General features: G+C 71.5%; 21 protein-coding genes. 6 read left to right on the top strand and 15 right to left on the bottom strand.

Annotated elements, in window-relative coordinates:
- The first annotated feature begins 10 nt into the window (after positions 1 to 10).
- A complete protein-coding gene (locus FHS07_RS02415) occupies positions 11 to 1,672 on the top strand; it encodes a tripartite tricarboxylate transporter permease (RefSeq protein ID WP_183418314.1) in 1,662 nt (553 codons plus the stop codon).
- A gap of 78 nt (positions 1,673 to 1,750) precedes the next feature.
- Here the strand turns inward: FHS07_RS02415 and FHS07_RS02410 are convergent, their stop codons facing one another.
- The 10 genes from FHS07_RS02410 to FHS07_RS02365 all read right to left on the bottom strand — a co-directional run bounded on the left by FHS07_RS02410 (position 1,751) and on the right by FHS07_RS02365 (position 15,501).
- A complete protein-coding gene (locus tag FHS07_RS02410) occupies positions 1,751 to 2,683 on the bottom strand; it encodes a class C sortase (RefSeq protein WP_246383074.1) in 933 nt (310 codons plus the stop codon).
- Positions 2,684 to 2,694: 11 nt separating this feature from the next.
- Positions 2,695 to 4,209 carry a SpaH/EbpB family LPXTG-anchored major pilin gene (locus tag FHS07_RS02405; protein WP_183418313.1) on the bottom strand — a complete coding sequence of 505 codons (1,515 nt, stop codon included), beginning with the start codon at positions 4,207 to 4,209 and terminating at the stop codon, positions 2,695 to 2,697.
- A 71-nt stretch (positions 4,210 to 4,280) separates the two neighbouring features.
- Positions 4,281 to 8,582 carry a DUF7933 domain-containing protein gene (locus FHS07_RS16610; protein WP_183418312.1) on the bottom strand — a complete coding sequence of 1,434 codons (4,302 nt, stop codon included), beginning with the start codon at positions 8,580 to 8,582 and terminating at the stop codon, positions 4,281 to 4,283.
- 312 nt (positions 8,583 to 8,894) lie between these two features.
- Positions 8,895 to 9,665, bottom strand: coding sequence for an alpha/beta hydrolase (locus tag FHS07_RS02395; RefSeq protein ID WP_183418311.1), 771 nt, complete (start codon positions 9,663 to 9,665; stop codon positions 8,895 to 8,897).
- Between the two features lie 108 nt (positions 9,666 to 9,773).
- Complete coding sequence (locus FHS07_RS02390) at positions 9,774 to 10,925, bottom strand: mannitol-1-phosphate 5-dehydrogenase (protein WP_183418310.1); 1,152 nt, start codon at positions 10,923 to 10,925, stop codon at positions 9,774 to 9,776.
- Positions 10,922 to 11,359 carry a PTS mannitol transporter subunit IIA gene (locus FHS07_RS02385; RefSeq protein WP_183418309.1) on the bottom strand — a complete coding sequence of 146 codons (438 nt, stop codon included), beginning with the start codon at positions 11,357 to 11,359 and terminating at the stop codon, positions 10,922 to 10,924. Before FHS07_RS02385 ends, FHS07_RS02390 begins: the two co-directional genes overlap by 4 nt.
- A gap of 101 nt (positions 11,360 to 11,460) precedes the next feature.
- Positions 11,461 to 13,125, bottom strand: a complete 1,665-nt coding sequence (locus FHS07_RS02380; protein ID WP_183418308.1) for a PTS mannitol transporter subunit IIBC — start codon at positions 13,123 to 13,125, stop codon at positions 11,461 to 11,463.
- Positions 13,126 to 13,178: 53 nt separating this feature from the next.
- Positions 13,179 to 14,864, bottom strand: coding sequence for a phosphoenolpyruvate--protein phosphotransferase (ptsP, locus tag FHS07_RS02375; protein WP_183418307.1), 1,686 nt, complete (start codon positions 14,862 to 14,864; stop codon positions 13,179 to 13,181).
- Between the two features lie 15 nt (positions 14,865 to 14,879).
- On the bottom strand, positions 14,880 to 15,155 hold the full coding sequence (locus tag FHS07_RS02370; RefSeq protein WP_183418306.1) for an HPr family phosphocarrier protein: 276 nt from the start codon (positions 15,153 to 15,155) through the stop codon (positions 14,880 to 14,882).
- 19 nt (positions 15,156 to 15,174) lie between these two features.
- Entirely contained in the window at positions 15,175 to 15,501 is a 327-nt protein-coding gene (locus FHS07_RS02365) for a PTS sugar transporter subunit IIB (protein ID WP_183418305.1), read from the bottom strand.
- A 186-nt stretch (positions 15,502 to 15,687) separates the two neighbouring features.
- Between FHS07_RS02365 and FHS07_RS02360 the strand changes: the two genes are divergently transcribed.
- The 5 genes from FHS07_RS02360 (at position 15,688) to FHS07_RS02340 (ending at position 20,138) form a co-directional block, all read left to right on the top strand.
- On the top strand, positions 15,688 to 16,017 hold the full coding sequence (locus tag FHS07_RS02360; RefSeq protein ID WP_183418304.1) for a PadR family transcriptional regulator: 330 nt from the start codon (positions 15,688 to 15,690) through the stop codon (positions 16,015 to 16,017).
- 1 nt (position 16,018) lies between these two features.
- A complete protein-coding gene (locus FHS07_RS02355; RefSeq protein WP_183418303.1) occupies positions 16,019 to 16,378 on the top strand; it encodes a DUF1048 domain-containing protein in 360 nt (119 codons plus the stop codon).
- Positions 16,379 to 16,467: 89 nt separating this feature from the next.
- Complete coding sequence (locus tag FHS07_RS02350; protein ID WP_183418302.1) at positions 16,468 to 17,256, top strand: ABC transporter ATP-binding protein; 789 nt, start codon at positions 16,468 to 16,470, stop codon at positions 17,254 to 17,256.
- The gene (locus FHS07_RS02345) at positions 17,253 to 18,014 is read left to right on the top strand and encodes an ABC transporter permease (RefSeq protein WP_183418301.1); all 762 of its coding nucleotides are present in this window, start codon (positions 17,253 to 17,255) and stop codon (positions 18,012 to 18,014) included. Before FHS07_RS02350 ends, FHS07_RS02345 begins: the two co-directional genes overlap by 4 nt.
- A 195-nt stretch (positions 18,015 to 18,209) precedes the next feature.
- Positions 18,210 to 20,138, top strand: coding sequence for a BglG family transcription antiterminator (locus FHS07_RS02340; protein WP_343054580.1), 1,929 nt, complete (start codon positions 18,210 to 18,212; stop codon positions 20,136 to 20,138).
- A 383-nt stretch (positions 20,139 to 20,521) separates the two neighbouring features.
- Here the strand turns inward: FHS07_RS02340 and FHS07_RS02335 are convergent, their stop codons facing one another.
- The 5 genes from FHS07_RS02335 to FHS07_RS02315 all read right to left on the bottom strand — a co-directional run bounded on the left by FHS07_RS02335 (position 20,522) and on the right by FHS07_RS02315 (position 25,307).
- Positions 20,522 to 21,481, bottom strand: a complete 960-nt coding sequence (locus tag FHS07_RS02335) for a type IV toxin-antitoxin system AbiEi family antitoxin domain-containing protein (RefSeq protein ID WP_183418300.1) — start codon at positions 21,479 to 21,481, stop codon at positions 20,522 to 20,524.
- Between the two features lie 415 nt (positions 21,482 to 21,896).
- Positions 21,897 to 23,081, bottom strand: coding sequence for a non-hydrolyzing UDP-N-acetylglucosamine 2-epimerase (gene wecB, locus FHS07_RS02330; RefSeq protein WP_183418299.1), 1,185 nt, complete (start codon positions 23,079 to 23,081; stop codon positions 21,897 to 21,899).
- Entirely contained in the window at positions 23,078 to 23,740 is a 663-nt protein-coding gene (xrtS, locus tag FHS07_RS02325) for an exosortase S (RefSeq protein ID WP_183418298.1), read from the bottom strand. Before xrtS ends, wecB begins: the two co-directional genes overlap by 4 nt.
- Before the next feature lie 8 nt (positions 23,741 to 23,748).
- On the bottom strand, positions 23,749 to 25,113 hold the full coding sequence (locus tag FHS07_RS02320; protein WP_183418297.1) for an XrtP-associated glycosyltransferase: 1,365 nt from the start codon (positions 25,111 to 25,113) through the stop codon (positions 23,749 to 23,751).
- Positions 25,110 to 25,307 carry an LPXTG cell wall anchor domain-containing protein gene (locus FHS07_RS02315; RefSeq protein WP_183418296.1) on the bottom strand — a complete coding sequence of 66 codons (198 nt, stop codon included), beginning with the start codon at positions 25,305 to 25,307 and terminating at the stop codon, positions 25,110 to 25,112. The genes FHS07_RS02320 and FHS07_RS02315 overlap by 4 nt, the downstream gene beginning before the upstream one ends.
- Positions 25,308 to 25,309: the final 2 nt, after the last annotated feature.

Below are 25,309 nucleotides of genomic sequence, written 5' to 3'. Positions count from 1 at the left end.
GACCGTCGACATGGATTCTGTCAACTCCCTCATGGAGGGCTTCGCCACCGCGCTGCAGCCGGAATACCTGCTGTTCGCGCTGCTCGGCGTGGTCATCGGGACCGCGGTCGGGGTGCTCCCGGGCATCGGCCCGGCCATGACCGTGGCACTGCTGCTGCCTCTGACCTACACGCTGTCGCCGACGGCGGCGATCATCACGTTCGCGGGCATCTACTACGGCGGGATGTACGGTGGCTCGACCACCAGCATCCTGCTCAACACCCCGGGTGAATCGGCCTCCGTCATCACCGCGATCGAGGGCAACAAGATGGCCAAGCTCGGTCGTGGGGCTGCGGCCCTGGCGACGGCGGCGATCGGCTCGTTCGTGGCCGGCACCATCGCCACGGTGCTGCTGACGCTCTTCGCGCCCCTGCTCGCGCGTTTCGCGGTCAACCTCTCACCGGCCGACTTCGTCGCGCTCATCGTGGTGGCCTTCATCACCGTCGGAGCGTTGCTCGGCTCCTCTCCCGCCCGCGGGCTCGCCTCGCTCGGCATCGGCCTGCTCGTCGGCCTCATCGGCACCGAGGTGACCACGGGCCAGGCGCGGTACACGATGGGTGTGCTCGCGCTGTCGGACGGCGTGAGCGTCGTGCTCGTGGCCGTCGGGCTGTTCGCGGTGGGCGAGACCCTCTACGTCGCCGCGCGCCTCCGCCACGGACCGATCCCGGTGATCCCGGTCACGCGGGGCTGGCGCAACTGGATGACGCGGGAGGACTGGCGACGCTCCTGGAAGCCGTGGTTGCGCGGCACGTTCATCGGCTTCCCCGTCGGCACCATCCCCGCCGGCGGCGCGGACGTGGCCACCTTCCTGTCGTACGCGAGCGAGAAGAAGCTGTCGAAGAACAAGGGGCAGTTCGGTCGCGGAGCGATCGAGGGCGTCGCCGGTCCCGAGGCCGCGAACAACGCCGCGGCGGCGGGCGTGCTCGTGCCGCTTCTGACCCTGGGGCTTCCGACGACGGCCACCGCGGCCATCATCATCACGGCCTTCCAGTCGTACGGCATCCAGCCGGGGCCCCAGCTGTTCCAGAACCAGGGCGACCTGGTGTGGGCGCTGATCGCGAGCCTGTACATCGGCAACGTGCTGCTCATCGTGCTGAACCTGCCGCTGGCGGGACTGTGGGTGAAGGTGCTGCAGATCCCGCGGCCCTACCTCTACGCCGGCATCCTCACCTTCGCGGTGCTGGGCGCGTACGCCGTCAGCTTCTCGACGCTCGACATCGTCATCCTGCTGATCGTCGGGGCGCTGGGGTACTTCATGCGGCGCTTCGGCTTCCCGATCGCTCCCCTCATCGTGGGGCTCATCCTCGGACCCATGGGTGAGCAGCAGCTGCGCAAGGCGCTGCAGCTGAGCCAGGGCAACGTCGCCGATCTCGTGCTGCACCCCTTCGCCGCGTCGGCGTACGTGCTGCTGGCGGTGTTCCTGGTCGTGGGTCTGTGGCTCAAGCGTCGTCAGAGTCGCTTCGAGCGGGCGCTGGAGGCGTCGCTCGCCGCCACCGAGGGGCACCCGCAGGCCGGGGTCGACCACCTGTGGGAGTCGGGCGAGCGCCCGACCGATGTGCGCACCGAGTCGATCCGCGCGGAGTTGGCCGCGGAGAAGGCCCGCGCGGCCCGGGACGAACCGCCCCGCGAGTAGCGCGACCGCGCGCCCCGAGTGTCCAAGACACGCGGATGCCGAGCCCTGGCATCCGGAGTGTCTTGGACACTCGTGTGTTCACCGCCGCCGCGGAGGGCGCCCGGCCCACCAGACGTAGACGGACGCGGCGAGGAAGGCGGCCGCGAGGACGAAGATCCACCAGGGGAATGCGGGGATGTCGGGGCGGGCGCCCGCGCCGTCGAGTTCGGACTGCGGAGTGGGGATGACCCTCTCGCCCGTCACCAGGATGCGGTGACTGTTCACCCCCAACGGGGTGCAGGTGACGAGGGTCACCAGGTCGCGGCCCACCACCGGGGCCAGGGATTGGGTGTCCTCGGGCTCGACGACGCGCGTGTCGACGACGCGGTACACGAGCACCTCGCCGAAGACCTCGATGGTGAAGGTGTCGTCGAGGCCGACCCGGTCGAGGTGGGTGAACAACTCCGCGGTCGCGAGGCCGCGGTGAGCGGTCAGCACGGAGTGCGTCGTCTCCCCGCCCACCGGCAGTGCGGTTCCTTCGAGGTGACCGACCCCCTCGTACAGCACCTGCTCGCTGGTGCCGTGGTAGACGGGCAGGTCGACGTCGATGGCGGGGATCTTCAGCCGGGCCATGAGGCCCGCGGCATCCGATCGCAGTTGCTCGGCGTAGTCGCTGGTCTGGTCGGGGGAGTTGGCCAGGGGGAGGCGTTCGTTCGCGGCGATCTCGGCTCCGCCGTCGATGAGGCGGGAGTTGTACGCCCGGGCGGCGTCGAGCTGGTCGGCGAGCGTGTCGGCACCGAGGTCGCGGATCTGGTTCGAATAGCCATCGACGACCTGGGACTGCACGTACTGCGCGAACCAGGCGGCCACCGTCGGGTACATCAGCAGGCCCACCCCGGCGAGGGCACCCACCGCGAGCGCCAGGGAGACGAGCGAGAGCCTCCATCTCGGACGCCGGAGGTCGCGTCTCAGCGGCGCGGATGAGGGGGACGACGGCGCGGCATCCCGCCGCATCGTCGCCCCCCTCGTCATTGCGTGATCCTTCAGGCGGGTGCCTGGACCGCGCGGGTGCGGCGACGCGACACGACGAACGCCGCGCCGACCATGGCGGTCAGCAGGGCCGCGCCACCGACGCCGAACCACAGGCCACCGTCGCCACCGGTGATGGGCAGGGCGAACGCGGGCACCTGGTTGTGCGCGAACTCGACGTAGTTGCGCACGGGCGCGGTCGTCGAGGTCGGGCCGGGGACGACCGCGGTGAGTACGCGGTCGGGCGAGGGCAGCTGGTACCCGGTCGGGGGCACCGTCTCGCGCACCCAGTAGTTGCCGGGCGTGATGATCGGCACGACGACGTTGCCGTTCGCGCCGGTCGTCCAGGTGGTCTCGCCGTTGATGACGATCGGGTTGGCGCCGTTGATGGCATCCTGCTCCGTCAGGAACACCTGGTAGACCGCCCCCGCGAGCGGCACGCGCGCGCCGTTCGAGGTGGTGTAGGCCGACACGGTGAGCTGGCCGATCGGGGTGCTGCCGGTGACCGACTCGGTGGCGCCGTTGACGTTCGCCGTCGCGGTGTTGACGATGACGCCGCTGGCCGGGATCGACGTGGCGCGCGTCAGCACGTTGAACGTCACCGTTCCGCCCTGCAGGCCCGCGAGGCGGGAGCGACCGGCCGCGGTGAAGTCCAGCACGAGGTTGCCGCCCGTGTTCGTGATCGTGTAGTCGGTCCCCTCGGTGAACGTCTGCGCGGTACCGGCGGCGTTGGCGACCACGACGCTGGACGGCGCGACGCCGGCGGGCACGGTGGCCGCGGTCAGGTAGGTCAGCTCGGCGGGCAACACGTCCGTCAGCGTGAACACGTCGATGGTGTCACCGGTCGCGAGCGTCGGGATCGACGAGGCGATCGCCCACCGGATGAGGTCGGGGTTGCGCTGCTCGACGGAGCCGGCGGGCGCGGGGACGCGCGTCTTGGTGAGCTGGGTGACGGCGTTCTTGGGGTAGACGTGCACGTCGTAGATCCACTGGTTGGCGGGGGAGCCCGCTGCCCCGGTGGGCGTGGGCAGCGTCACCAGGAACGGCGCGGCCGGATTGGTCGCGGTCGCCGGCAGCTGCGTCTCGGTGATGAGGTACACGCCGATGGGCAGGCCCGTCGGGTACAGCGCCGGGTCGGGGGAGAACGTCGCCACACCGGCGGTGTTGGACACCGACGACACGAAGCTCACCGTGTTGGGACGCTGGGCGGCCTGCGACGGCGTGAGCGATGCGGCCTGCGTCCAGCCGGCGGCCGTCGTCAGGTCGACGCCCGACACGAGCGTGGCGGTGAACTGCGCGCCCGCCAGCGGGTCGGCCGGCGGCGTGGCCAGCTGCTGGCCCGTCGACGTCGGGTTCAGCGGCGTCGAGGGACCGAGCGCGTGCTTGTGGAGGGTGAGGGTGCGATTGACGGTCGAGTCGATGTTGCCCGGCAGCGTCACGGCCGATGCGGGGGCGACGGCCCCGACGGCGGTGAGGGCCCCGAGCGCGAGGACGCTCAGGACGGTTGCCGCTTTCTTGCGGATGGACATGGTGGTTCCTCTCGGAAGGTGATCGGTGATGCGGAGGTTGTGCCGTCGGCGGCGTCGCGCGACGGGAGGGGTCACGTCGGAAGGCTCCCTCCCCTGCGTCTGCGATGGATCAGGGCGCCCACGACGGTGAGGGCGAGCAGGAGGCCTCCGGCGATGACGAACGCGTCGGCGCCGACACCGCCCGTGAGGGGGAGTACGGGGCCCGCGACGGGGGCGTTGACGAAGCGGTAGATCGCGCCCTGGCCGGCGGCGGGAGCGGTGACGCTGCGTCCGGTGACCGCGGTCCACGTGGAGCCGTCGAGCCGTTCGAGGCGGAGGGTCGTATAGGCCAGCCGCGTCCCGGGCACGGTGGGTGCCTCCGACAGCGTGTAGCCGTGCCCCGGGCGCACCTCGAACGTGCTCGCGGCGTTGCCGGCGACGGGGTCGTATGCCGCGCCCACTCGGCTCTGCGTCGGAAGCGTCGCGCCGCTCAGGGCGGCGGGAGCGGCCGTCACGGTCCAGGTGGCGGGCACGAAGCCGGGGCTCGGGGCGGTGACGTCCTTCAGCAGCGTCAGGGTCGCGGTGGCGTTCGTGACGGTGCACGTGACGGCGGTGCCGGTGCGCAGGGTCACGTCGCTCGCGGTGGTGACGGCGACCTCGGCGCCCGTGGACTCCACGCAGCGCCACGCGCCGACCTGCACGTAGGCGGCGTTCGTGCCGGTCTCGGCCAGCCGGTAGGGGCGGGCGGGTGACACCGGGACGTTCGTCGTCGCTGCGGTCGCCGTGCGGCCGGTGGGTCCGGCGAGTGCGCCCGTGGGGGCGGTGGCCGACAGCGTCCAGTCGGTGGCGGCGACCGAGCCCGACGACACGGTCTTCACCAGGGTGAGGGAGGTGATCGGTTGGTTGACGAGCGTGCACACGACGATCGCCGACGGCCCGACCCCGGTGATGCCGCCGCTGACCACCCCGCCCGCGGTCGCGAAGCTGACGGGCGTGACGGCGCCGTTGACCGTGCACGTGCCGCTGACGAAACTGAAGCGCGTCTGCTGCACCTCCGAGATCGTGAGCGTGGCGCGCGAAGAGGCGGAGCCGAACAGCACGCTCCACACGGCCGTGCCCGCGGCGTCGCTCGTCTGACGGGGCGCTTCGCTGGGCAGCACGGTGGCGCTGCCGGCGGTGGCGACGGCCGCGGCGCCCAGGCTCCAGCCCGCCGCGGGTGCCGATTGGCCGGTGGCCGGGTCGAGCACGCGTTTGACCACCGTGACCGATGCCACGGGACTGGGGGAGTTGAAGAAGGTGCACACGACGTTCGCGCCGAAGCGGTCGGGCATGGTGACGGCGGCGCTCGTCGTGGGGGCGTTCGCGATCCGGATGCCGTCGGCCCAGCACTCGAGGCGGACGGTGTACGCCCCGATGGCCGAGGTCGAACCCGCCGCCATGGTCTCCGACACCGTCAGCGTCGACCCGATGGGGGCGGGGAAGGCGCCGACCTGCGCGGCCTGTCGACCGGTTGCGGTGCCGGCGGTCGTGGCCGTGCCCAGGGTGCCGTTCGCGTCGGCGAGGGTGAGTTGGAACTGGTCGGCGGTGGCCGCCCGCCCGACCACGTTCTTCAGCACGGTTATCGTGCCGGGGCTGTTGCAGCTGGCGAGATCCGTGGCGGCGAAGTCGATGCGGGGGGTGCCCGCGACCCGGGTCCAGGTGGTCGGGTCGAACTCGTAGGTGCTGGTGGAGCTCGAGAGGTAGACGGTGCCGCGGGGAGAGAAGGCGATGCCGTTCACGCTGCCGAAGGCCGGCGTGGCATCCAGGCCGTTCAGGGTTCGCGTCGCCGCGGTGCTGACGGAGAGGGTGCCGCCGGTGGCGCCGGCCAGGGTCTCGGCGGTCACGGTGAAGATGGCGGTGCTGCTGGCGTTGTTGACGGTGGCGGCCCCGAGGACGTACAGGTTGCCGCGGTTGTCGAAGGCCATGTCGCCGTTGCCGTTGGGGGCGGAGCCCGCGCTGAAGGAGCCGAGGTAGGTGAAACGGGATGCCGCGGGGGCCGATTCGGTGAAGCTCCACGCGTAGAAGGAGCCGTTGTTGTACTTGCCGAAGAGGTAGCGGCCGGTCACCAGATCGATGGCTCCGGCGACGATGCTGCCGGGGATCACCGTGCCGGCCCGATCGGTCGTCGTGTACGCCGAGTTGGCGAGGGTCTCGAAGCCGCCGGTCGGCGTCCATTTCAGGATCGAGAGCACGTTCGCGGCGTCCGTCGATCTGTTGAGGGCGTAGGCCCCGGTGCCGCCGGCGGAGACGCCGAGCGCATTCGCCCCCGTGACGTTCGCCCATGAGCCGACGGTGGCCTGGCCGCCCACTGCGCCGTCGGCCTGAACGAGGGCGCCGTTGGTTGTCAGACCGTAGAACAGCCCGCTGTCGCAGAACAGGCGCGGCTGCTGCAGGGTGTTGGTGAACGTGCAGACGACCTCGGCGCCGTCGTCCTGGGGCATGGTGAGCGGGCCCGAGCGCGAGCTGCCCGCGGCGATGACCGTTCCCTCGCGCGTGCACTCATAGGTGCTGGCGTACCCGAGGGCGACGCCCGAGGTGGGTGTCTCGGAGATCGTGTAGGTGTCGCCGGCCTCGACGATCTGTCGTGACACCTGCGCCGCCTGCAGCCCTGTCGCGGTGCCGGTGGTGGTCGCCGACGCGATGACCGTGCTGCCGCTGCGCACCGAGAGGGTGAACTGGTCGGTGGAGGCGAGGCGTGCCGGCAGGTTCTTGCGGACGGTGAGGCGCGAGGCGGGCGTGACGGTCAGGGTGGCGGTGTCGGGGGCGATCAGCGGCGTGACGACGTTGGAGGGGGTGTTGGTGAAGGTGGCCTCGGCGGATGCCACGACGTTCACGGTGACCGTGCACGACGAGGCTGCGGCGGCCAGGTCGCCCCCGACCGCCGAGATGCTCGAGGACCCGGCGAGGGCGGTGACGGCGAAGGTCGTCCCCGTCACCTGGGTGCAGGTGCCGCCGACGGCGGGCGTCGGGGCGACCGTGAGACCGGCGGGGAGGGTGTTGGTGAACGTCCAGTCGCTCTTGGCGAGGAGCTCGGAGGTGTTGGTGATCGTGTAGGTGAGGGTCGAGGCCGTCCCGACGGGGACGCTCGCCGGGCTGAACGCCCAGTCGAGGCTCGGGGTCACATCGAGCACGCGCAGATTGTCGACGCCGAACCCGCTGCCGACGCCGGTGGTGCTGTTCGACACGCGCACGCGCGCGGAGGCGATCTGCGCGGGGGTGAGGAGAGCGGCGGATGACCCGGTGTAGATCGCGGCACGGGCCGAGGCGGTGATGGCGGGGTCGCCGATGCCGAGCACGACGCCGCCCGTGGCCGCCAGCACCGGCGACGAGCCGTAGAAGACCGGGCCCGTGAGGCTGCACGGGGTGACGGGAGACGAGAACGGCGCCAGGAGGGTGGTGGACCCCGTGAACAGGCTCATCGAGAGGGTCGGTGCGCCGGTCGCGCAGCCGGCCGCGGCGGCGTGGAGTCGCAACGTGTAGTACCGCGATCCGGGGGCCGTGATGCCGAGGGCGGCGTTGGATTCGGCCACGGTCGTCGCGCCGGGCGCTGTGGCGGGATATCCGACCAGCGCGTGGTTGCCGCGGGTCGCGTCGGTCGAACCGACCGCGGGGGCCGCCGCCGACGACGACCCGGTGGTGCCCGCCGCCACCTGACCGAGGACATCGGCGAGACGCCGGACCTCGCGTGCCGGGAGGGTGGAGACCAGTCCGCCGTTGAGGAGCTGTCGGGGGCAGCTGCTGGTCTCCGCGGGGTAGTAACCGGCCAGATAGTTCACCAGCACCCCGGTGCACGTCGAGGGTGTGGACCATCCGGGGGAGGCCGTGTACCGGCCGCTCGCGTAGGCCGTCAGGGCCGACGGCGCGGTGGCGCTCAGGCCCTGCTCGAAGTTCTCGGTCCAGACCTCGGCCGGCGCTTCCGCAATGCCTGCGGCCAGGATGCCGATGCGCGACTCCGGGGGAGCGCGCATCCGGGCGGACGTCGTGGGGTCGTCGACCGGTTCGTCCGGCGGGGACTCGACGGCCTCGGGCGCCGCTGTCGGCTCATCGGTCGGAGCGCCCGGAGCGTCGGCGTCGTCGGCCGGGTCGGCATCGGTCGGAGGGGTCGACGTGACCGGCTCGGGAACGGTTTCCGCGGCCGGCTCGCGGGGGGAGGGCGTCGGGGTCGCCTGCTCCGAGGGTGTCGGCGTCACCCCCGGCGCGGATTCGGTCGGCGTCGGAGAGGCGGGGGGAGACGGGGTCGCGCTCGCCGCGGTCACGCTCGACCCGAGAAGCATCGCCACGACGACCGCCACGGCGGCGGTGGAGGCGGCCCGCGTCCGAGCGGGACGCGCGGGGAGACGGCGCGACGAGAACATGAGCCTTCCGCACGACGATGAGCGCCGTGTCGACGTGATCCCGGTGCGATTCCGTGCGAATGAAATGAATGAAGACCGGCTATTTGAATCGTATGAATCGGCCGGATATCGGAGCAATTCGCGGACTACTCAGCTGACTACTGATTACGCACTACTGAGATCGCGTCATCGTCGGGCGCGGCCGGGGTTTTTCGCATCGCGGCTTGCCGCGTCCATCGGCGGACGCGGGCCACGGGCGACGGCGTCGGTTCGTCGGCGCGGCCGCACGCCGGTCGGGCGCGCGGCGACCACGCGCGGGCGTCCGGGCGCGCGTCAGGGGCGCGGCAGGAATCCGGCCAGCTGCTCGGCGATCACGCGGTCCACCTCGTCGGGGTCGGCCGTGGGGGTGCCGTCGCCGGGCTGCGGGCCGTAGGCGCCGAAGGAGGCGTGCGAGGCACCGGGAATCTCGACGAACGTGGCCGACGCCGGCAGCTGTGCGGTGGCATCCGCGATCTTCTGCGGGGTGCTGAGGCCGTCCTCGGAGCCGGAGAGGCTGAGGACCGGGAGACCTGAGGCCGATAGATCGTTCGCGCAGTACGAGGCGAACAGCACCAGCGCGTCGGCGTCGGAGGCCAACTGGCACGCGCGGACCCCGCCGAGGGAATGGCCGCCGACGGCCCAGCCGGTGACGTCGGGGGCGAGATCGGTGAACGCCGACAGGGGCCGCGGATCGAAGAAGGCCAGGTTCAGCCACGGGCGGGTGATGACGACGGTGATGCCGTCGTCGACGACCGTGTCGGCGAAGGTGGCGATGTACCCTTCGGCCTCGACCTTGGCGCCCGGGATGAACACCAGGCCCTGGCCGGTCGCCCCGGTGGTGGGGGAGAGCACGATGCCGGCCCCGTCGTCGGTGATCGTCAGGTCGGGGTTCTGCTCGGCCTCGGCCAGCGGCCCGGGCTCGGCGCCCATCACCCCGACCTGGGTGTAGATCAGGATGCCGCCCACCAGCAGCACCACGACGGCGCCGAGGCCCCCGAGGGTCCAGCGCAGCCACCGGCGACGGCGGCGGGGACGGGCCTCGGACGGGTGCGGGGTGTCGGTCACGTGACGAGGGTAACCCCGCCGCCCGCGCGAACGACCGCCGCCGACGCGGCGCACGGGCGTCGCGTCGGCGGCGGTGGGAATTCGCGCCGGTGTCGGCGCGGTGACGGCTCAGGCGCTGAGCGCTGCCTGACGGGTCGCGACGACCTCGACGACCCGGGGGTACAGCGGGTGCGCGGGGTCGAGGCCGGTGACCTCGGCCGTGAACGCCTCGGCATCCACTTCGTGCAGCATCCGCTGCAGGTCGACGGCCTGGGCGTCCTCGACATCCGAGAATTCGAGGGCGGCGGCCATCGCGGCCACGAGCGCGTCGACGGGCAGACCCCGCTCGACGGCCTCGGCGGCGGGACCGACGAAGCGCTCGTGACGCGAGAGCTTGCGCAACGGCTGACGGCCCACGCGCCACACGGTGTCGGGGAGGGCGGCGTTGCGGAAGCGCCGCAGGATCGTCGCGCGGTACTCGCCCTGCACGCCGGCATCCAGCGAGTGCTTCTCGACCAGGAGGGCGCTGGTCTCCTCGAGTGCCGCCTCGACCTTGGCCGCGATCCCCGGGTCCGCGAGGGCGTCGGAGATGCGGTCGATGCCCGCTTGCGCACCGAAGTACGCCGTGGTGGCGTGACCGGTGTTGACGGTGAAGAGCTTGCGCTCGATGTAGGGCTCGAGGTCGTCGACGAAGTGCGCGCCGGGGATGTGCGGCGGATTGTCGCCGAACGGGGGACGCTCGATCGCCCACTCGTAGAACGGCTCGACGGTGACGTCGACGCCGCCCTGGGCCTGCGCCGGCACGATGCGGTCCACCGCGGTGTTGGCGAACACGGCACGGGATGCCAGGGCGTCCCACGATTCGCCGGCCAACGCGACCACGTGCTCGCGCAATTGGTCGGTGGCGCCGATCGCGTTCTCGCACGCCATGATCTGCAGCGGCGCGAGCGAGGGGTCGCGAAGCGCCAGGCCGGCGACGATGTGCGGGGCGACGAACTTGAGGATCGTCGGGCCGACGGCGGTGGTGACGACGTCGGCGGTGGCGATCTCGTCGACGAGTGCCTCGGCATCCACCGAGCTGTCGATCGCGCGGAAGCCCGTCACCTGCTTGTCGACGCCGCCGTCTCCCACCTCGTGCACGGTGTACGACGACGCGTCGTTGATGGCCTGGACGAGGGCCGCCGAGACGTCGGAGAAGACGAGGTCGTAGCCGCCCTCGTGCAGCAGCAGGCCGACGAAGCCGCGACCGATGTTTCCGGCGCCGAAGTGGACGGCCTTCATGCGTTGACGGACCCGGAGAGGGCCTCGTAGAGCTCCTCGGGGGAGGAGGCGGCCTTCAGGCGCGCGACGTCGTCCTCCTCGGAGAAGAGGATGGCGATCTGCGACAGGATCTCGAGGTGCTCGTCGCCCTTGCCGGCGATGCCGACGACGAAGGTCACCGGCTCGCCGCCCCAGTCGACGCCGCCGTCGTAGCGGACGACCGACAGGCCCGAGGTGAGGATGGCCTGCTTGGTCTCATTGGTGCCGTGGGGGATCGCGAGCTCGTTGCCCATGTACGTGGACACGGTCTCTTCGCGCTGCTGCATGGCGGAGAAGTACTCGGCGGTGACGGAGCCCGCGGCCTGCAGCAGGTCGGCGGCCTCTTTCATCGCCTCCTCGCGGGTGGCGCTCCCGGGGTGGATGCGGACGGATTCGATGCGGAGGACGTCTGACATGGTTCTCGCCTTTCTCGTCGTGCTGTCCAGCCTCGCAAATGACGGGCCGGACGGGAAGGCGGAGGGGCCGGGCTTGCGCGCCGGCCCCTCCGTGGTAGGTGTTACTTCGCGTCGTGCTGCGCGCGGACCATCTCCACGACCTCGTCGTACTTCGGCGAGTTCATGAAGTTGTCGACCGAGACGTGCACCGAATCGGGCGACTGCGCCTTCGCGCGGTCGGTGAGCTGGTTCTGCGTGATGACCAGGTCGGCCGAGCCGTCGAGGTTCGCGATCGCCTGGTTGGTGACCGTGACCCCGTCGAGGCCCGCCTTCTTGATCTTGTTGCGCAGGACGCTCGCGCCCATCGCCGACGAGCCCATACCGGCGTCGCAGGCGAACACGATGTTGCTCAACTGCTTCGTGGCGACACCGCCGCCGAGACCGCCGAGGGCGCCGTCGACATCGCGGTCGGCCGCCTCGGTCGTACCGGCGCCGGTCGTACCGGCAGCACGCGTGCGGAGGGCGCCGAGGGCCGACGACTCCTTGCCCTTGTTGGCCGCGGTCTGGTCGATGGCCGCGGCGAAGCTGTCGCCCTCGGCCTCCTGGTCGCGCTTCCGCGAGGCGCGCAGGATGACGCCCGCCACGAGGAAGGTGACGACGGCGGCGACGACCACCGACAGGTAGACCACCAGAAGGTTGGCGGGGCCCGCGCCGATGGCGGCGACGGTGACGGCGATGATGCTGCCGGGCGCGGCCGGGAAGGCCAGGCCACCCTGGAAGATCATGTTCGTGGCGACGCCCGAGGCGCCACCGGCGATCAGGGCGAGGATCGTCATGGGCTTCGCGAGGGCGTACGGGAAGTAGATCTCGTGGATGCCACCGAGGAACTGGATGATGATCGCGCCGGGGGCCGAGGCCTTCGCCGCACCCACACCGAAGAAGGTGAAGGCGAGGAGGAGACCCAGGCCGGGGCCGGGGTTGGCCTCGATGAGGAACAGGATCGACTTGCCGCTCTCCGCGGCCTGCTCGATGCCGAGCGGGGTGAACACGCCGTGGTTGATGGCGTTGTTGAGGAACAGCACCTTGGCCGGCTCGACGATGATCGACAGCACCGGCAGCAGGTTGAACTGCACGAGGAACGCCACGATGCTGCCGAGGACGGCGCTGATGCCGAGGAACACCGGACCGAAGGCGAAGAAGCCGACGATCGCGAGGATCATGCCGAGGATTCCGGCGGAGAAGTTGTTCACGAGCATCTCGAAGCCGGGGCGGATCTTGCCGTCCCACAGCCGGTCCATCTGCTTGGTGATCCAGGCCGCGAGCGGGCCCATGATCATCGCGCCGAGGAACATCGGGATGTTGGTGCCGACGATGACACCCATCACGGCGATCGTCGCGACCACGCCACCGCGTGCGCCGTAGACGATGCGTCCACCGGTGTTGGCGATGAGCAGCGGCAGCAGGTACGTGATCATCACGCTGACCAGACCCACGTAGCCCTGGTAGGTGGTGCCGTCCTCGGTCGCGGTGAGCGCGGTCATGGCGCCGGGCCAGTTGATGACCGCGGCGTCACCGCCGCCGCCGAGGATCTCGGCGACCGGCGACCAGTGCCAGCCGAAGGGGCTGTTGGCGCCGAAGAAGCCGGCGGGGATGAAGAGCATGGTGATGAAACCCCATGCGATGAATGCCGCGATGTTCGGCATGATCATGCCGGAGAGGAACGTGCCGAATCGCTGTACGGCGATCCGTGCTCCTCCCGGCTTCTTGGTGGCTGACGTCGTCGTCATTGCTGTGTCTCCTTGACTAGCGGTGCGGCGGGGCCGCGGTTGGGGTGAGCGGCTTACACCGCGACGGGGGTCGAGGAGGCGGCCTGGGCCGCCTCGCGGGCTGAGGCCGCGTCATCGGCGGCCAGGGCTGCCTCGGCGATGCGGCGGGCATCGTCGAGAGTGTGGGTGAGCAGGCTCGCGCGCACGTCGGCGAGGGCGGTGGGGGCCATCGACAGCGTGGTGGCGCCGAGTCCGACGAGCACGACGGCGAGCAGCGGGTCGGCCGCGGCCTCGCCGCAGATGCCCACGGGCTTGTCGTTCGCGCGGCCCGCGGCCCCGACCTCGCGGATGAGGCGGAGGACGGCCGGATGCCACGGGTCCTGGAACGACGCGACCGAACCGAGCAGGCGGTCGGCGGCGAGGGTGTACTGCGTCAGGTCGTTGGTGCCGATCGAGGCGAAGTCGGCGATCTGCAGGATGCGGTCGGCCAGCAGGGCCGAGGACGGCACCTCGACCATCACACCGGTGGTCTTCAGGCCGTAGTCCTTCGCCAGGTCGGTGAAGTAGCGGGTCTCCTCGACCGTCGACACCATGGGCGCCATGACCCACAGGTCGGCGGGGCCGGCCTCGGACGCCCGGGTCGCGGCATCCGCTTCGGCGAGGGCCGTCAGCTGCTCGCGCAGGATGTCCTCGCTCGCGCGCAGGGCGCGGAGGCCGCGAAGGCCCAGCGCGGGGTTCTCTTCGTGCGCGTCGTTGAGGAAGGGCAGCGGCTTGTCGGCGCCGGCGTCGAGCACGCGCACGACGACCTTCTTGCCGGGGAAGGCGGCGAGCAGCTCGGTGTACGCCGTGCGCTGCTCCTCGACCGTCGGGGCGGAGCTCGAGCTCAGGAACAGGAACTCGGTGCGGAACAGGCCGACGCCTTCGGCGCCCAGCTCCACGGCCTCCGAGGCGCCGCCGGGCTTGCCGAGGTTGGCCAGCAGCGGGATCTTGGTGCCGTCGGCGAGGGCGCCATCGGTGATCGGGGCGGATGCGGCGGCTGCCCGCGAGGCGGCACGGGTGAGCGCGCGCGCCTTCTCGTCGTCGGTCGGGTCGACGGTGACGACGCCCGCGGCGGCATCCACGATGACGGACTGTCCGTCGACGAGGTCTTTGGCGCCGCTCGCGCCCACGACGGCGACGATGGACTTCTCGCGGGCGAGGATCGCGGTGTGCGAGGTGGGCCCGCCCTCGGTGGTGACCAGGGCCAGCACCTTGTCGAGGTCGAGCAGCGCGGTGTCGGCGGGGGCGAGGTCCTTCGCGACCAGCACGAACGGGTGGCCGGGGTCGGGGATGCCGGGGGCGGCGACGCCGCGCAGGCGTGCGATCACGCGCTGGGCGACGTCGTCGAGGTCGGCCGCGCGCTCGCCGAGATAACCGCCGAGGGCGACCAACTGCTCGCGGAAGGAGGCGAACGCGTCGTGCACGGCGAACTCTCCGGTCTTGCCGCTCGCGAGACGGCTGTCGACCTCGGCTTCGAGGGTCGGGTCTTCGGCGATCATCGCCTGCGCTTCGAGCACGTCGCGGGCGGCACCGCCGGCCTGGGCCCCGCGGGCCTCGAGTTCACGGGCGACGGCGGCGACGGCCTCGCGCACGCGCGCCGTCTCCTCCTCGACCGAGAGGTCGCTCTTGGCGTCCTTCGGGGCGGGCAGGGGCTCTGCCATGCGCGCGATGGGTCCCTGGGCGACGCCCAGTCCGATTCCGACTCCACGGAGTTCCGTCATGTTCCTGTGCTTCCTTTACTCGGCGTCGTGGTCGGTGGTCAGCAGTTCGCTGAGGCGGTCGATCGTGGCTTCGGCATTCGCGCCGTCGGCCGTGAGGGTGACGTAGTCGCCGTACTCCAGACCCAGGGCGATGATGCCGAGGATGCTCGCCGCGTTGATCGGCTTGCCCGCGTCTTTGGCGATGGTCACGGGGATGCCGGACTCCTTCGCCGCCTGCGCGAAGAGTTTCGCGGGGCGCGCGTGAAGGCCGTGCGACGATCCGATGCGGACGGTGCGGGTCAGGTGTGGCATGGGGTCCTTTCCGTCGATGTCAGATCGTGTCCGCGGGCTGGCGGACGCGCAGCGCCTCTTCGACCAGGGCGAGGGTTCGGGTGCCGGTGACGTCGGCGAAGACGTCATCGGGGAGCAGGACGACGGCGACGCTCCGCGCTGCGGCGGCGTCTCGGATGCGATCGATCTCGGCGGCGAGGTGGGGCCCGACGAGCACGATGTCGGCCGAGTCGATGTCGATCGGGAGGGAGCGCGCGGTGCTGGCCGATGCGGTGTGGTCCAGGCCGCACTCGTGCGCAGCACGACGGACGCGCTGCGCCACGAACGTGCTCGACGCACCCGCTCCACACACCACGAGGATCCTCATCGACCGGCCTTTCTTCCTCATGATTGTCCGCATCCCGCTCCCAGCCGACAACCAGGTTCGTTTCCCACCCCCCGGAACATGGATGCCGCCTGCACGCCGGAGGCGCGGCTGTCACCGCTACTCACTGTTGCGGGGTACCGGTACTTAGTGTTACTTTGTACCGGTAGTCAGCGTTAAGGAGTAGTGATGGGTAAGCAGGACAGCGAGATGCTGAAGGGCGTCCTCGAAGGCGTCGTGCTCGCTGCGCTGGCGCGGCGACCCGCCTACGGGTACGAGATCACCGCAGACCTGCGTGAGCGGGGGTTCGCCGATCTCGCGGAGGGCACGATCTACGCCATCCTCGTGCGCATCGAACAGCGCGCTCTCGTCGACGTCGAGAAGGTCGCGTCCGAGAAGGGCCCGCCGCGCAAGGTCTTCACGCTCAACGACGACGGGCGGGCGCAGCTCGCCGAATTCTGGACGACCTGGGGCACGCTCGCCGATCGGCTCGAAGCACTCCGCGAGAAAGGACAGTGACATGGCCTGGTACGAGAAGATCATCGGCGACCTGAGCGCGAAGAAGCAGTGGCGCGAGTACCGGCAGCGCGTACGCGCCCTGCCCGAGCCGTACCGGCAGACGGCCGCGGCTCTCGAGCGCTACCTGCTCAACCTCGGCCCCACCGAGAACACCGACGGCCTCATCCGCATGGTGAGCGACCTCGCCGACCTGCTGGAGCAGGCCGCCGCCGCACAGACGCCCGTGCGCGACCTCGTCGGAGAAGACCCCGTCGTCTTCGCCGAGGAGTTCATGGCCAACTACGGCGACGGCAGCTGGATCGGTCGCGAACGCGCGCGCCTCACGCGCGCCATCGACGAGGCGGCTCGCAGCCAGAGCTGATTCCCCCGCCCGCACGTCCTCCGACACCCGGTCGGTCGGAGACGGCGGTCTCGTGCGCCCTCCGGCCGGTCGAATCGGAAGGAACACCCATGCCTGTCATCGAGACGGCCCCCGCCATTCGCGTGCGGGGGCTCGCGAAATCGTACGGCGACGTGCGCGTGCTGGCCGGCGTCGATCTCGACGTCGCACGCGGCACGATCCTCGCCCTGCTCGGCTCCAACGGCGCCGGCAAGACCACCGCGGTCCGCATCCTGTCGACGCTCATCCCCGCCGACGGCGGAACGGCCGAGGTCGACGGCTCGGATGTCGCGACCGATGGGGCGCGGGTGCGCGCCGCGATCAGCCTGACGGGGCAGTTCGCGGCCGTCGACGACGTGCTCACCGGGCGCGAGAACCTCGTGCTGGTCGCCCGCCTCCGACACCTCGCGCACCCGCGTCGTGTCGCCGACGAGATGCTCGCGCGGTTCTCGCTGACGGATGCCGGCGGGCGCACGGCATCCACCTACTCCGGGGGCATGCGGCGTCGACTCGACATCGCGATGAGTCTGGTCGGAGATCCGGCGGTCGTCTTCCTCGACGAGCCGACCACCGGACTCGACCCGCAGGCGCGCGTCGAGGTGTGGGGCGCCGTCCGCGAGCTGGCCGCGGCCGGCACCACCGTGCTGCTGACCACGCAGTACCTCGAAGAGGCCGAGCACCTCGCCGATCGCATCGCGATCCTGCACGAGGGTCGCATCATCGCCGAGGGCACCCTCGCCGACCTGCGCTCGCTGTTCCCCGCCCCCACGCGGGAGTACATCGAGAAGCAGCCCAGCCTCGAGCAGATCTTCCTCGCCATCGTCGGTCCGACCGGCGCCACCGAAGCGGAGTCCTCATGACCACCCACGCCCTCGCCGACACGGCGGTGCTCACCGGCCGGTCGTTGCGGCACATCCTGCGCAGCCCCGACACCATCGTGACGACGGCGGTCATGCCGATCGCGATGATGCTGCTGTTCGTCTTCGTCTTCGGCGGCGCGATCGACACCGGCGGCACCGCGTACGTCGACTACCTGCTGCCCGGCATCCTGCTGGTGACCGTGGCATCCGGGATCGCCTACACCGCCTACCGGCTGTTCCTCGACATGAAGGGCGGCATCGTCGACCGGTTCCGCTCCCTGCCGATCGCGGCCTCCAGCGTGCTGTGGGGCCACGTGCTCACCTCGCTCATCGCGAACGCGGCATCCCTGGCGCTCGTCGTGGGAGTCGCGCTGCTGCTGGGGTTCCGCTCGGGGGCGTCGGTCACCGCGTGGCTGGGGGTGGCCGGCATCCTGATGCTCTTCACGCTCGCGCTCACATGGATCGCGGTCATCGCGGGACTTGCCGCGAAGACCATCGACGGTGCCAGCGCCTTCAGCTACCCGCTGATCTTCCTGCCGTTCGTCAGCTCGGCGTTCGTGCCCACCGACACGATGCCCGGCCCGGTTCGGTGGTTCGCCGAGAATCAGCCCGTCACCTCGATCGTCGACACCATCCGCGCGCTGCTGGCGCAGCAACCCGTCGGCGGCCGGATCTGGATCGCACTGGCGTGGTGTCTGGCGATCCTCGTCGTCGCCCTGACGATCGCGGTCACCCTGTTCCGGCGCACCGCGCGGTGAGGGTGCCGCGCGCGCCGGGTCGTGCCGACGGGTGTCGTCCCGCGCCGCCGGCGCGCGCGATCGAGACGACGACCCCGTCCCGCGCCGCTGGCGCGCACGCGCGGTCGCGACGGCGGGTGGGCCCCGCCCCGCTGCCGCGCACGCGTGGTTGGATGGAGGGGACGCGGCCCACCGGGGCGGTGCGGAGGACGGATCGTGACGACGAAGACTCGCCAAGACCGCCTCGTGGCACTGCTGCTGCGCGACGCGGAATGGTCGACGGCGGCGTCGCTGGCCGACGCGCTCGGCGTGACTCCGCGCAGCGTCCGCTCCTACGTCACCGCCGTCAACGCACGCGTCCCGGGAGGCTCGGCGATCGAATCGGGCCCGCAGGGATACCGTGCCGGAAGCAACGCCGCCGCCGCCCTGCGCTCGATCACCGGTTCCGACGCGGGCACCCCGCGCGACCGCCTGCACACCCTCGTGCGTCGTCTGCTCGATGCCGCCGACGGCATCGACGTCTTCGACACCGCCGACTCGCTGCACGTCAGCCCCGCCACCCTCGAGGCCGACCTGTCACGCGTGCGCGGGCTGCTCGGCGGCACCGAGTTGACGCTCGAGCGCTCGGCATCCACGGCGCGTCTGCGGGGGACCGAGGTCGCGCAGCGGCGCCTGCTGTCGAAACTCGCGCACGACGAGATGGATGCCGGCCTCTTCGACCTCGACGCGTTGCGGCGGACGCTCGGGGAGCGCTCGGTCGGCGCGCGCGCCTTCGGACCGTTCAAGGCCGAGTTGGTGACCGAACTCGGAGCCCTGGGCTACTACGTCAACGAGATCGGCATCGGCGACGTCGTCATGCACATCGCCATCGCCGCCGACCGCACCACCCGCGACCGCGCCCTCGGCTCCCCGGGCGGCGACTCCTCCGACGCCGCGGCCGCCGTCGTGACGCTGCTCGACCGTCTCACGCTCAAGCACATCGGCGTGCAGCTGGGCTCCGGCGACCTGCGCCACCTCGCGACCCTCGTGCTCACCCGCATCGTCGCCCCCGGCTCCCCGGGCGGTGACGACGTGCGCGCGCGCCTCGACCCGGCGGTGGAGGTCGCCGTGCGCCGCGTCGTCCAGAACGCGGCATCCGAGTTCCTCGTCGACATCGCCCACGACGACTTCATCCTGCGCTTGGCGCTGCACGTGCAGAACCTCCTCGCGCGTGCGCGGGAGCAGGCGTGGTCGCGCAATCCGCTGACGCGATCGCTCAAGTCGACGTACCCGATGATCTTCGAGGTCGCCGTCTACATCGCCAAGGGGTTGCAGGACGGCCTCGGCATCCCGATCCTCGACGACGAGATCGCCTACATCGCCATGCACGTCGGGGGGCGGCTCGAACGCAGTCGGCGGGCCGACCAGCTGTTGACGGCGACCATCGTGTGCCCCGGCTACTACGAGATGCAGGAGCTGTTGCGCTCGAGCGTCGACCGCTCCCTCGGGCAGGCGATCGAGGTCGTCGGCGTCGAGACGCGGATCGATCCGGCCTGGGATGCCATCGACACCGATCTCGTGCTCACCACGATCGACCCGCCGCGCCCGGGTGACCGCTTCGTGCGGATCCAGCCGTTCCTCACCGACGCCGACGTCGAGCGCGTGCAGGCCGCCGCCGGACGCATCCGCCGCGGTCGACGCCTGGCGCGTCTGCGGGCCGAACTCGAGCGGTACTTCGCGCCCGAAGCGTTCGTGCGGGGCCTGGATGCCACCGACGGCGAGGCGGGCGTCATCCGGCGCCTGGGCGGGCTCCTTGTCGAGCAGGGCGTCATCGATGAGGCGTATGTGGCGCGAGCGGTGGAGCGTGAGTCGATCTCGTCCACGGCGTTCACCGACGCGCTCGCCGTGCCGCACGCGATGGGCATGACCGCGACCAAGACGCGGATCGCCATCGGCATCGCCGACCCCTCGATCGCGTGGGGTGAGGGACGCGTGCAGGTGGTCGCGCTCGTGGCGTTCAGCGAGACCGACCGCGAGGCGTTCCAGACGGTGTTCGAGCAGTTCGTCGAGGTCTTCAGCGAGCGCGACAGCGTGCAGCGGATCGTCCGCCGGGCGACGTCGTTCCCGGCGTTCCTCGACGAACTCGTCGCGGTGATCGACGGCTGAGGTCCCGCCGTAGGCGCCGGTCGGGGCTGCCGGGTGCGGTGCGGGGCGTGGACCGTGCAGCGGGGCGGGTTCCGGTCGCCCCGGTGCACAGTGCGGGGCCCGGTGGGGGAGGTGGCCGGCGTGTGCGGGCCGGGGTGGGTGCGCGGCGCGTGCGGCGTTGCGGAGCCGGTGGGCGGTGCCGTGCGGGTGCGCCGGGCGCGGTGTGGGGCGTGGATTATGCAGTGGGGCGGGTTCCGGTCGCCCCGGTGCACAGTGCGGGCCCCGGTGCGGGAGGTACCGGCGCGCGCCGCGGCAGGGGGCGAGGCGCGCCGCGACACGGGCGCCGAGCGGGCCGTTCGGGCCACGGGCCCCGGGTCGCCAGCGGGATGTCGCACTGCGCGCGATCAGCGCGGCGGTGTGATCCCGAATGCATGCAGGCGACGACCGAGAGTGGCGGCGTCGCGGAGGTCGTCCCAGCCCCAACGGGCAAAGCGCCTGTTCGTCGTGCCGCGGATCCAGTCCTCGCGCCGTTTCTCACGATCGACGACCTCGAACGCCGACCTGCCGTCCGCCTCCGCGAGCTCGTGGTACTTGGCCTTCCCGTCGAATTCGCCCCACGCATCCACGTCGTCGAGGCCGAAGTCGATCCAATAAGTACCGCCGTGTGGCGCGGCCACGGGGACCTGAAGGGACGGCGGGGCGAAACCGAGATCACGTAGTCGCATCCGACTCACGCTCTCTCCCGGGAGCTGGGCTCGACCGTCCGCGAGGTGAAGGATGCGCTCCGCCGTGCGCCGGTTCCGCGTCGTCAGCCCCGCCCAGTCGAGGGCGTCTTTCCGCAGACGCGACGCCGCGTCCTCGTCGTACGCCCCCGGTGGCTCGAACGCGTGTCGCCGCAGCGCCGCGTCGGCGACGCTGAGGGCCACGTCCCGCGTTTCGTTCCGCGCGACGTCGGCGACGGTCCGAGCGAGGGGTGTGCACAGCAGGCCGTTCACCTCCTCGACGCTCCGATGGTCGAGGTCCCGATGCCGCACGACATCTGCTGGTGCACCGGGGCGATCGTGGGTGCTGAGAACATGGAGTCTGCCGTCGTCCCGCAGGCAGGGGAGGCCGTGTATGGCTGCGGCGGTCATGCCGCAGAAGCTCGGCCGCGAGCGACCGACGAGCGCCAGCGCGCGAGCCCGCACGACGACCTTCTGCTCCGTGCGGGTGAGGTGGGCGATATCGGCCGCGCGGGCGTACACGCCGTGCCGGACGACCGCGAGGTACCCCTCCTCAACTTCGCGGCGCACGCGCCGGGAACCCCACCCGAGGTCGTCGAGCTGTCGGCGGCGGATGAGCGGCAGCGTGAGTTCCGTCGTCATCCGCCCACGATGCCGCGATCCCCGTTCCGCCGTGGCCGCTCACGCGGGAGTCGTGGAGGAGCCCGACGGAAGCGGTGCAGGGGAGGAGGGCTGCGGCACCCGCTACTGGGGCCGGGGATGTGCAGTGGGGCGAATCTCGGTCGCCCCACTGCACATCCCACGCCCCTGACGCGGCCCGGCACCCCGCCCCCGGGCAACCCGCCCCCGGGCACCCCGCAACAGCACCGCCCCGCGGTCGCAACCCCCGCCCCGGCTACCGGCCGATGCCCGCGAGTTCCGCGGCCGCTGCGACCCCCGGCGTTCCGGCTCCCGCCGACGAAACGCCGAGCAACCGCTACCGGCCGATGCCCGCGAGTTCCGCGGCCGCTGCGACCCCCGGCGCCCCGGCTTCCACCGACGAAACGCCGGGCAACCGCTACCGGCCGATGCCCGCGAGTTCCGCGGCCGCCGCGACCCCCGGCGCCCCGGCTCCCACTGACGAAACGCCGAGCAACCGCTCGATCGCGTCGACGGCGCGCGGGGCGGCGCGACCGTCGCCGTAGAGGTTCTGCGCCCGGGACATGCGCGCGTGCACCGCGGGGTCGTCGAGCAGGGAGGAGAGCTCCGCCACGACCGCCTCTCGGCGCGTGCCGATGAGCCGCGCCGCCCCCGCGGCGACCCCCTCGCCGCGTTCGGTGGTCTCGCGCACCACGAGCGCCGGCACGCCGAGCGCCGGGGCCTCCTCCTGCACGCCGCCGGAATCGGTCACCGTGCAGTACGCGCGCCCCAGCATGCGCCCGAACTGGGCGTAGGGGAGGGGTTCGCAGAGGACGACCCGCTCGACTCCGCCGACGGCGGCGCGCACCTCGGCGCGCACCTGCGGATTGGGATGCAGGGGGAGCACCGCGACCACGTCGGGACGTGCGGAGACGACTTCGGCGACACCTGCGGCGATACGCGCGAGCGGTCCGCCCCACGATTCGCGGCGGTGCACCGTGACCAGCACGACGCGCTCGGCGCCCACGGCGATCTGCTCCATCGCGGGATCGTCGAAGCGTTGCGGGTGGGTCTTCTGACGGTGCAGCGCGTCGATCCCGGTGTTTCCGGTGACGACGATGTCGTCGGGGCTGACGCCCTCCGCCAGGAGGTTGCGTTCGGCGGCCCCCGTCGGCGCCAGATGCAGGGATGCCAACGGGGCGATGAGGCGACGGTTGCCCTCCTCCGGAAAGGGCGAGCGCAGATCTCCCGAGCGCAGGCCCGCTTCGAGGTGGATGACGCGGGCGCCGGCGTAGTAGGCCGCGACCGCCGCGAGCGCAGCGCTGGCGGTGTCGCCCTGCACCACCACGGCATCCGGTGCCCCGTCGGCCCAGCGGGCCGAGAGGGCGGAGAAGATCGTCGAGGTCGTCTCGGCGAGAGCGGCGCCGCGGCGGAACACGTCGAGGTCGGCGTCGGGGCGGATTCCGAACGACGCGTTGATCTCGGCCACCATCTCGCGGTGCTGTCCGGTGACGGTCACCGTCGTGCGGATGCCGTCGCGTCGCTGCAGCTCCGCGACGAGCGGTGCGCACTTGATCGCCTCGGGACGGGTGCCGTAGACGACGTCGATCCAGGGAGGTGTCATGGGCGGCTCGATTCGTTCGAAGGGGACGCGATCCCGCCGGACGCGGCCGGGTGGGATGCCGCCGGAGCGGGCGCGGACGAACGAGGTGCTCTCGATCGGGCCGGGCCACGACGCGGGCCGGACTCGCGCAGCGAGATGCGCAGCAGCAGCACGATCGCCAGGACGAATCCGACGATGACGAACAGCGAACCGACGTAGCGATGCACCACGTCGAAGCCCTCGCGTCCGTACGCGCCGTATGCCCAGGCGGCGGAGGCGAAACGGACCATGTTGCAGAACACCGCGATGCCGAGTCCCAGCAGCAGCCCGAGCCCCACGCGGTTGGACGGGGCACGGGTGATGCCCATGATCGCGACGGCGAGCAGCAGCAGGGGCACGGCGAGCACGGTGGTCGAGCACATCGTGGTGATGACCAGGCCCGTGACCTCGGGGGTGTCGATGCCGAACCACACGATGGGCCCGGCGGCGACCGCGCGGCCGGGGGCGACGAGGCCGATGAACTCGCGCGCGAGGATCGCCTCGGCGGCGCGCGTCGTCGCCTCGGTGGCGATGAGGGCGGCGGCGGCGATCGCCAGCGCCCCCGCGGTTGCCCCTCGGGCGATCCGGACGCGTCGATCGCGGGCGTTCGCCCGGCCGCCGCGGGCACGCAGGGTCGTCACCGCGACGCTCACGCTTCCACCGCCAGCAGCAGGCGTCCGGCCTCGGCGTTGCGGCGGGTCTTGGTCCAACCCCGGCGCCCGGTCATCATGCGGCCGAAGGCGCGGACCACGCAGATGTAGCTCTGGTACATGTACAGCCAGTAGCCCAGGCCCCAGAGCCCCGCACGCCAGAGGGGATGCCGTTCCTCGCGCCGCACGTACACGAGCGGCCAGAGGGCGAAGGGGAGGATGCCGGTGAGCACCCACAGCGGGATGATCCAGGTCGCCCCGGCCAGCCAGCCGAACAGACCGCCGGGCGACAGGGCTCCCGATACGACCATGGCGATGGTGACCGTGGGCCACAGCACGAACCCGATCAGCTGGATGTAGGGGATGGCGAGGAAGTAGGCCGCCTCCAACGCCCCCGCGTTGGTGAAGGTGCGCGACGCGTAGATCTTCGGGAGGTAGCGGGCGCACTGCAGACCGCCCTGGCACCAGCGGGTGCGCTGGGTGAGCAGGCGCCGTGCCGAGGGCAGGGCTTCCTGCGACACCCAGGTGTCGTGGGCGTACACGGTGCGGTAACCCGCGAGCATGATGCGAAGGCCCACCTCGTAGTCCTCCAGCAGGGCGTCGCCCCACGGCACGCCTTCCTCGGCGGAGGCGGCGCGCAGGGCGCTGAGGCGGGTGAACTGCCCGTTGCCGCCGAGCCCGACCGACACCGTCCGCATCCGCAGCACCTGCATCGCGGCGATGGTCGTTCGGAACTCGATGTCCTGCATGCGGATGAGGTAGCGCGCCCACGCCTGCCCGAACCTGCCCTGTCCCGGAGCCGGGGCGGGGTCGTCGCGGTTGCTCATGCGCACCGCCACCTGCATCGCGCCCACATCGGACGAGCCGAAGGCTGCGAGCCCGGCCGCCTGCCGGAGGGCGTTCTCGGCGAGCGATCCGTCGGCGTCGAGGACGATCACGATCGTGTGATCGTCCTCGACGCCGCGGTCGCCGCGCAGCTCCCGCCACTCCGCTAACAGGGCGTACGCGGCGTTCAGGGCGGCTCCCTTGCCCGTGCGGGCATCGGGGAGCCGGCGGATCACGGCGTGCACCAGCGGATCCGCGTCGGCGAAGGCGGCGACGATGTCTCCGGTGCCGTCGGTGCTGGCGTCGTCGATGATCCACAGATGAACCGTCGGAAAGCGCTCTCGAGTCCTCCTGATCGTCTCGGCGATCACCGCCGCCTCGTCTCGACAGGGGATGAACGCGTGCCACTCGAACGCCGCGGGATCGCCCTCGACGGCGCCACGACGGCGTACGAAGGGGACGACGATGAGCGTCGTGTAGGTGAGGAACATCACCAGGAAGACGAAGGAGAGCGAGAAGAGGAACTCGAGCGCGTTCACGAGCGGGGGGTGTCCTCTCCGGATGCCAGGTCGACGGCATCCTGCGACCGATGACGCCGCGAGCGCCAGGCCAACAGTCCGCCGATCACGGCTGCGCCGACCCCGACGACGGCGAGTGTCGCCGTCGGGGCCGCGTAGCCGGTGACCGCGAGAATGCCGACGGCGCCGCCGCCCATCGCACCGTTGCGGTACACGT

Origin of the sequence: Microbacterium proteolyticum, from assembly GCF_014192415.1 — a bacterium.
In the GTDB taxonomy this organism is placed as follows: domain Bacteria; phylum Actinomycetota; class Actinomycetes; order Actinomycetales; family Microbacteriaceae; genus Microbacterium; species Microbacterium proteolyticum.
This window is presented reverse-complemented; position numbering and strand designations above follow the sequence as displayed.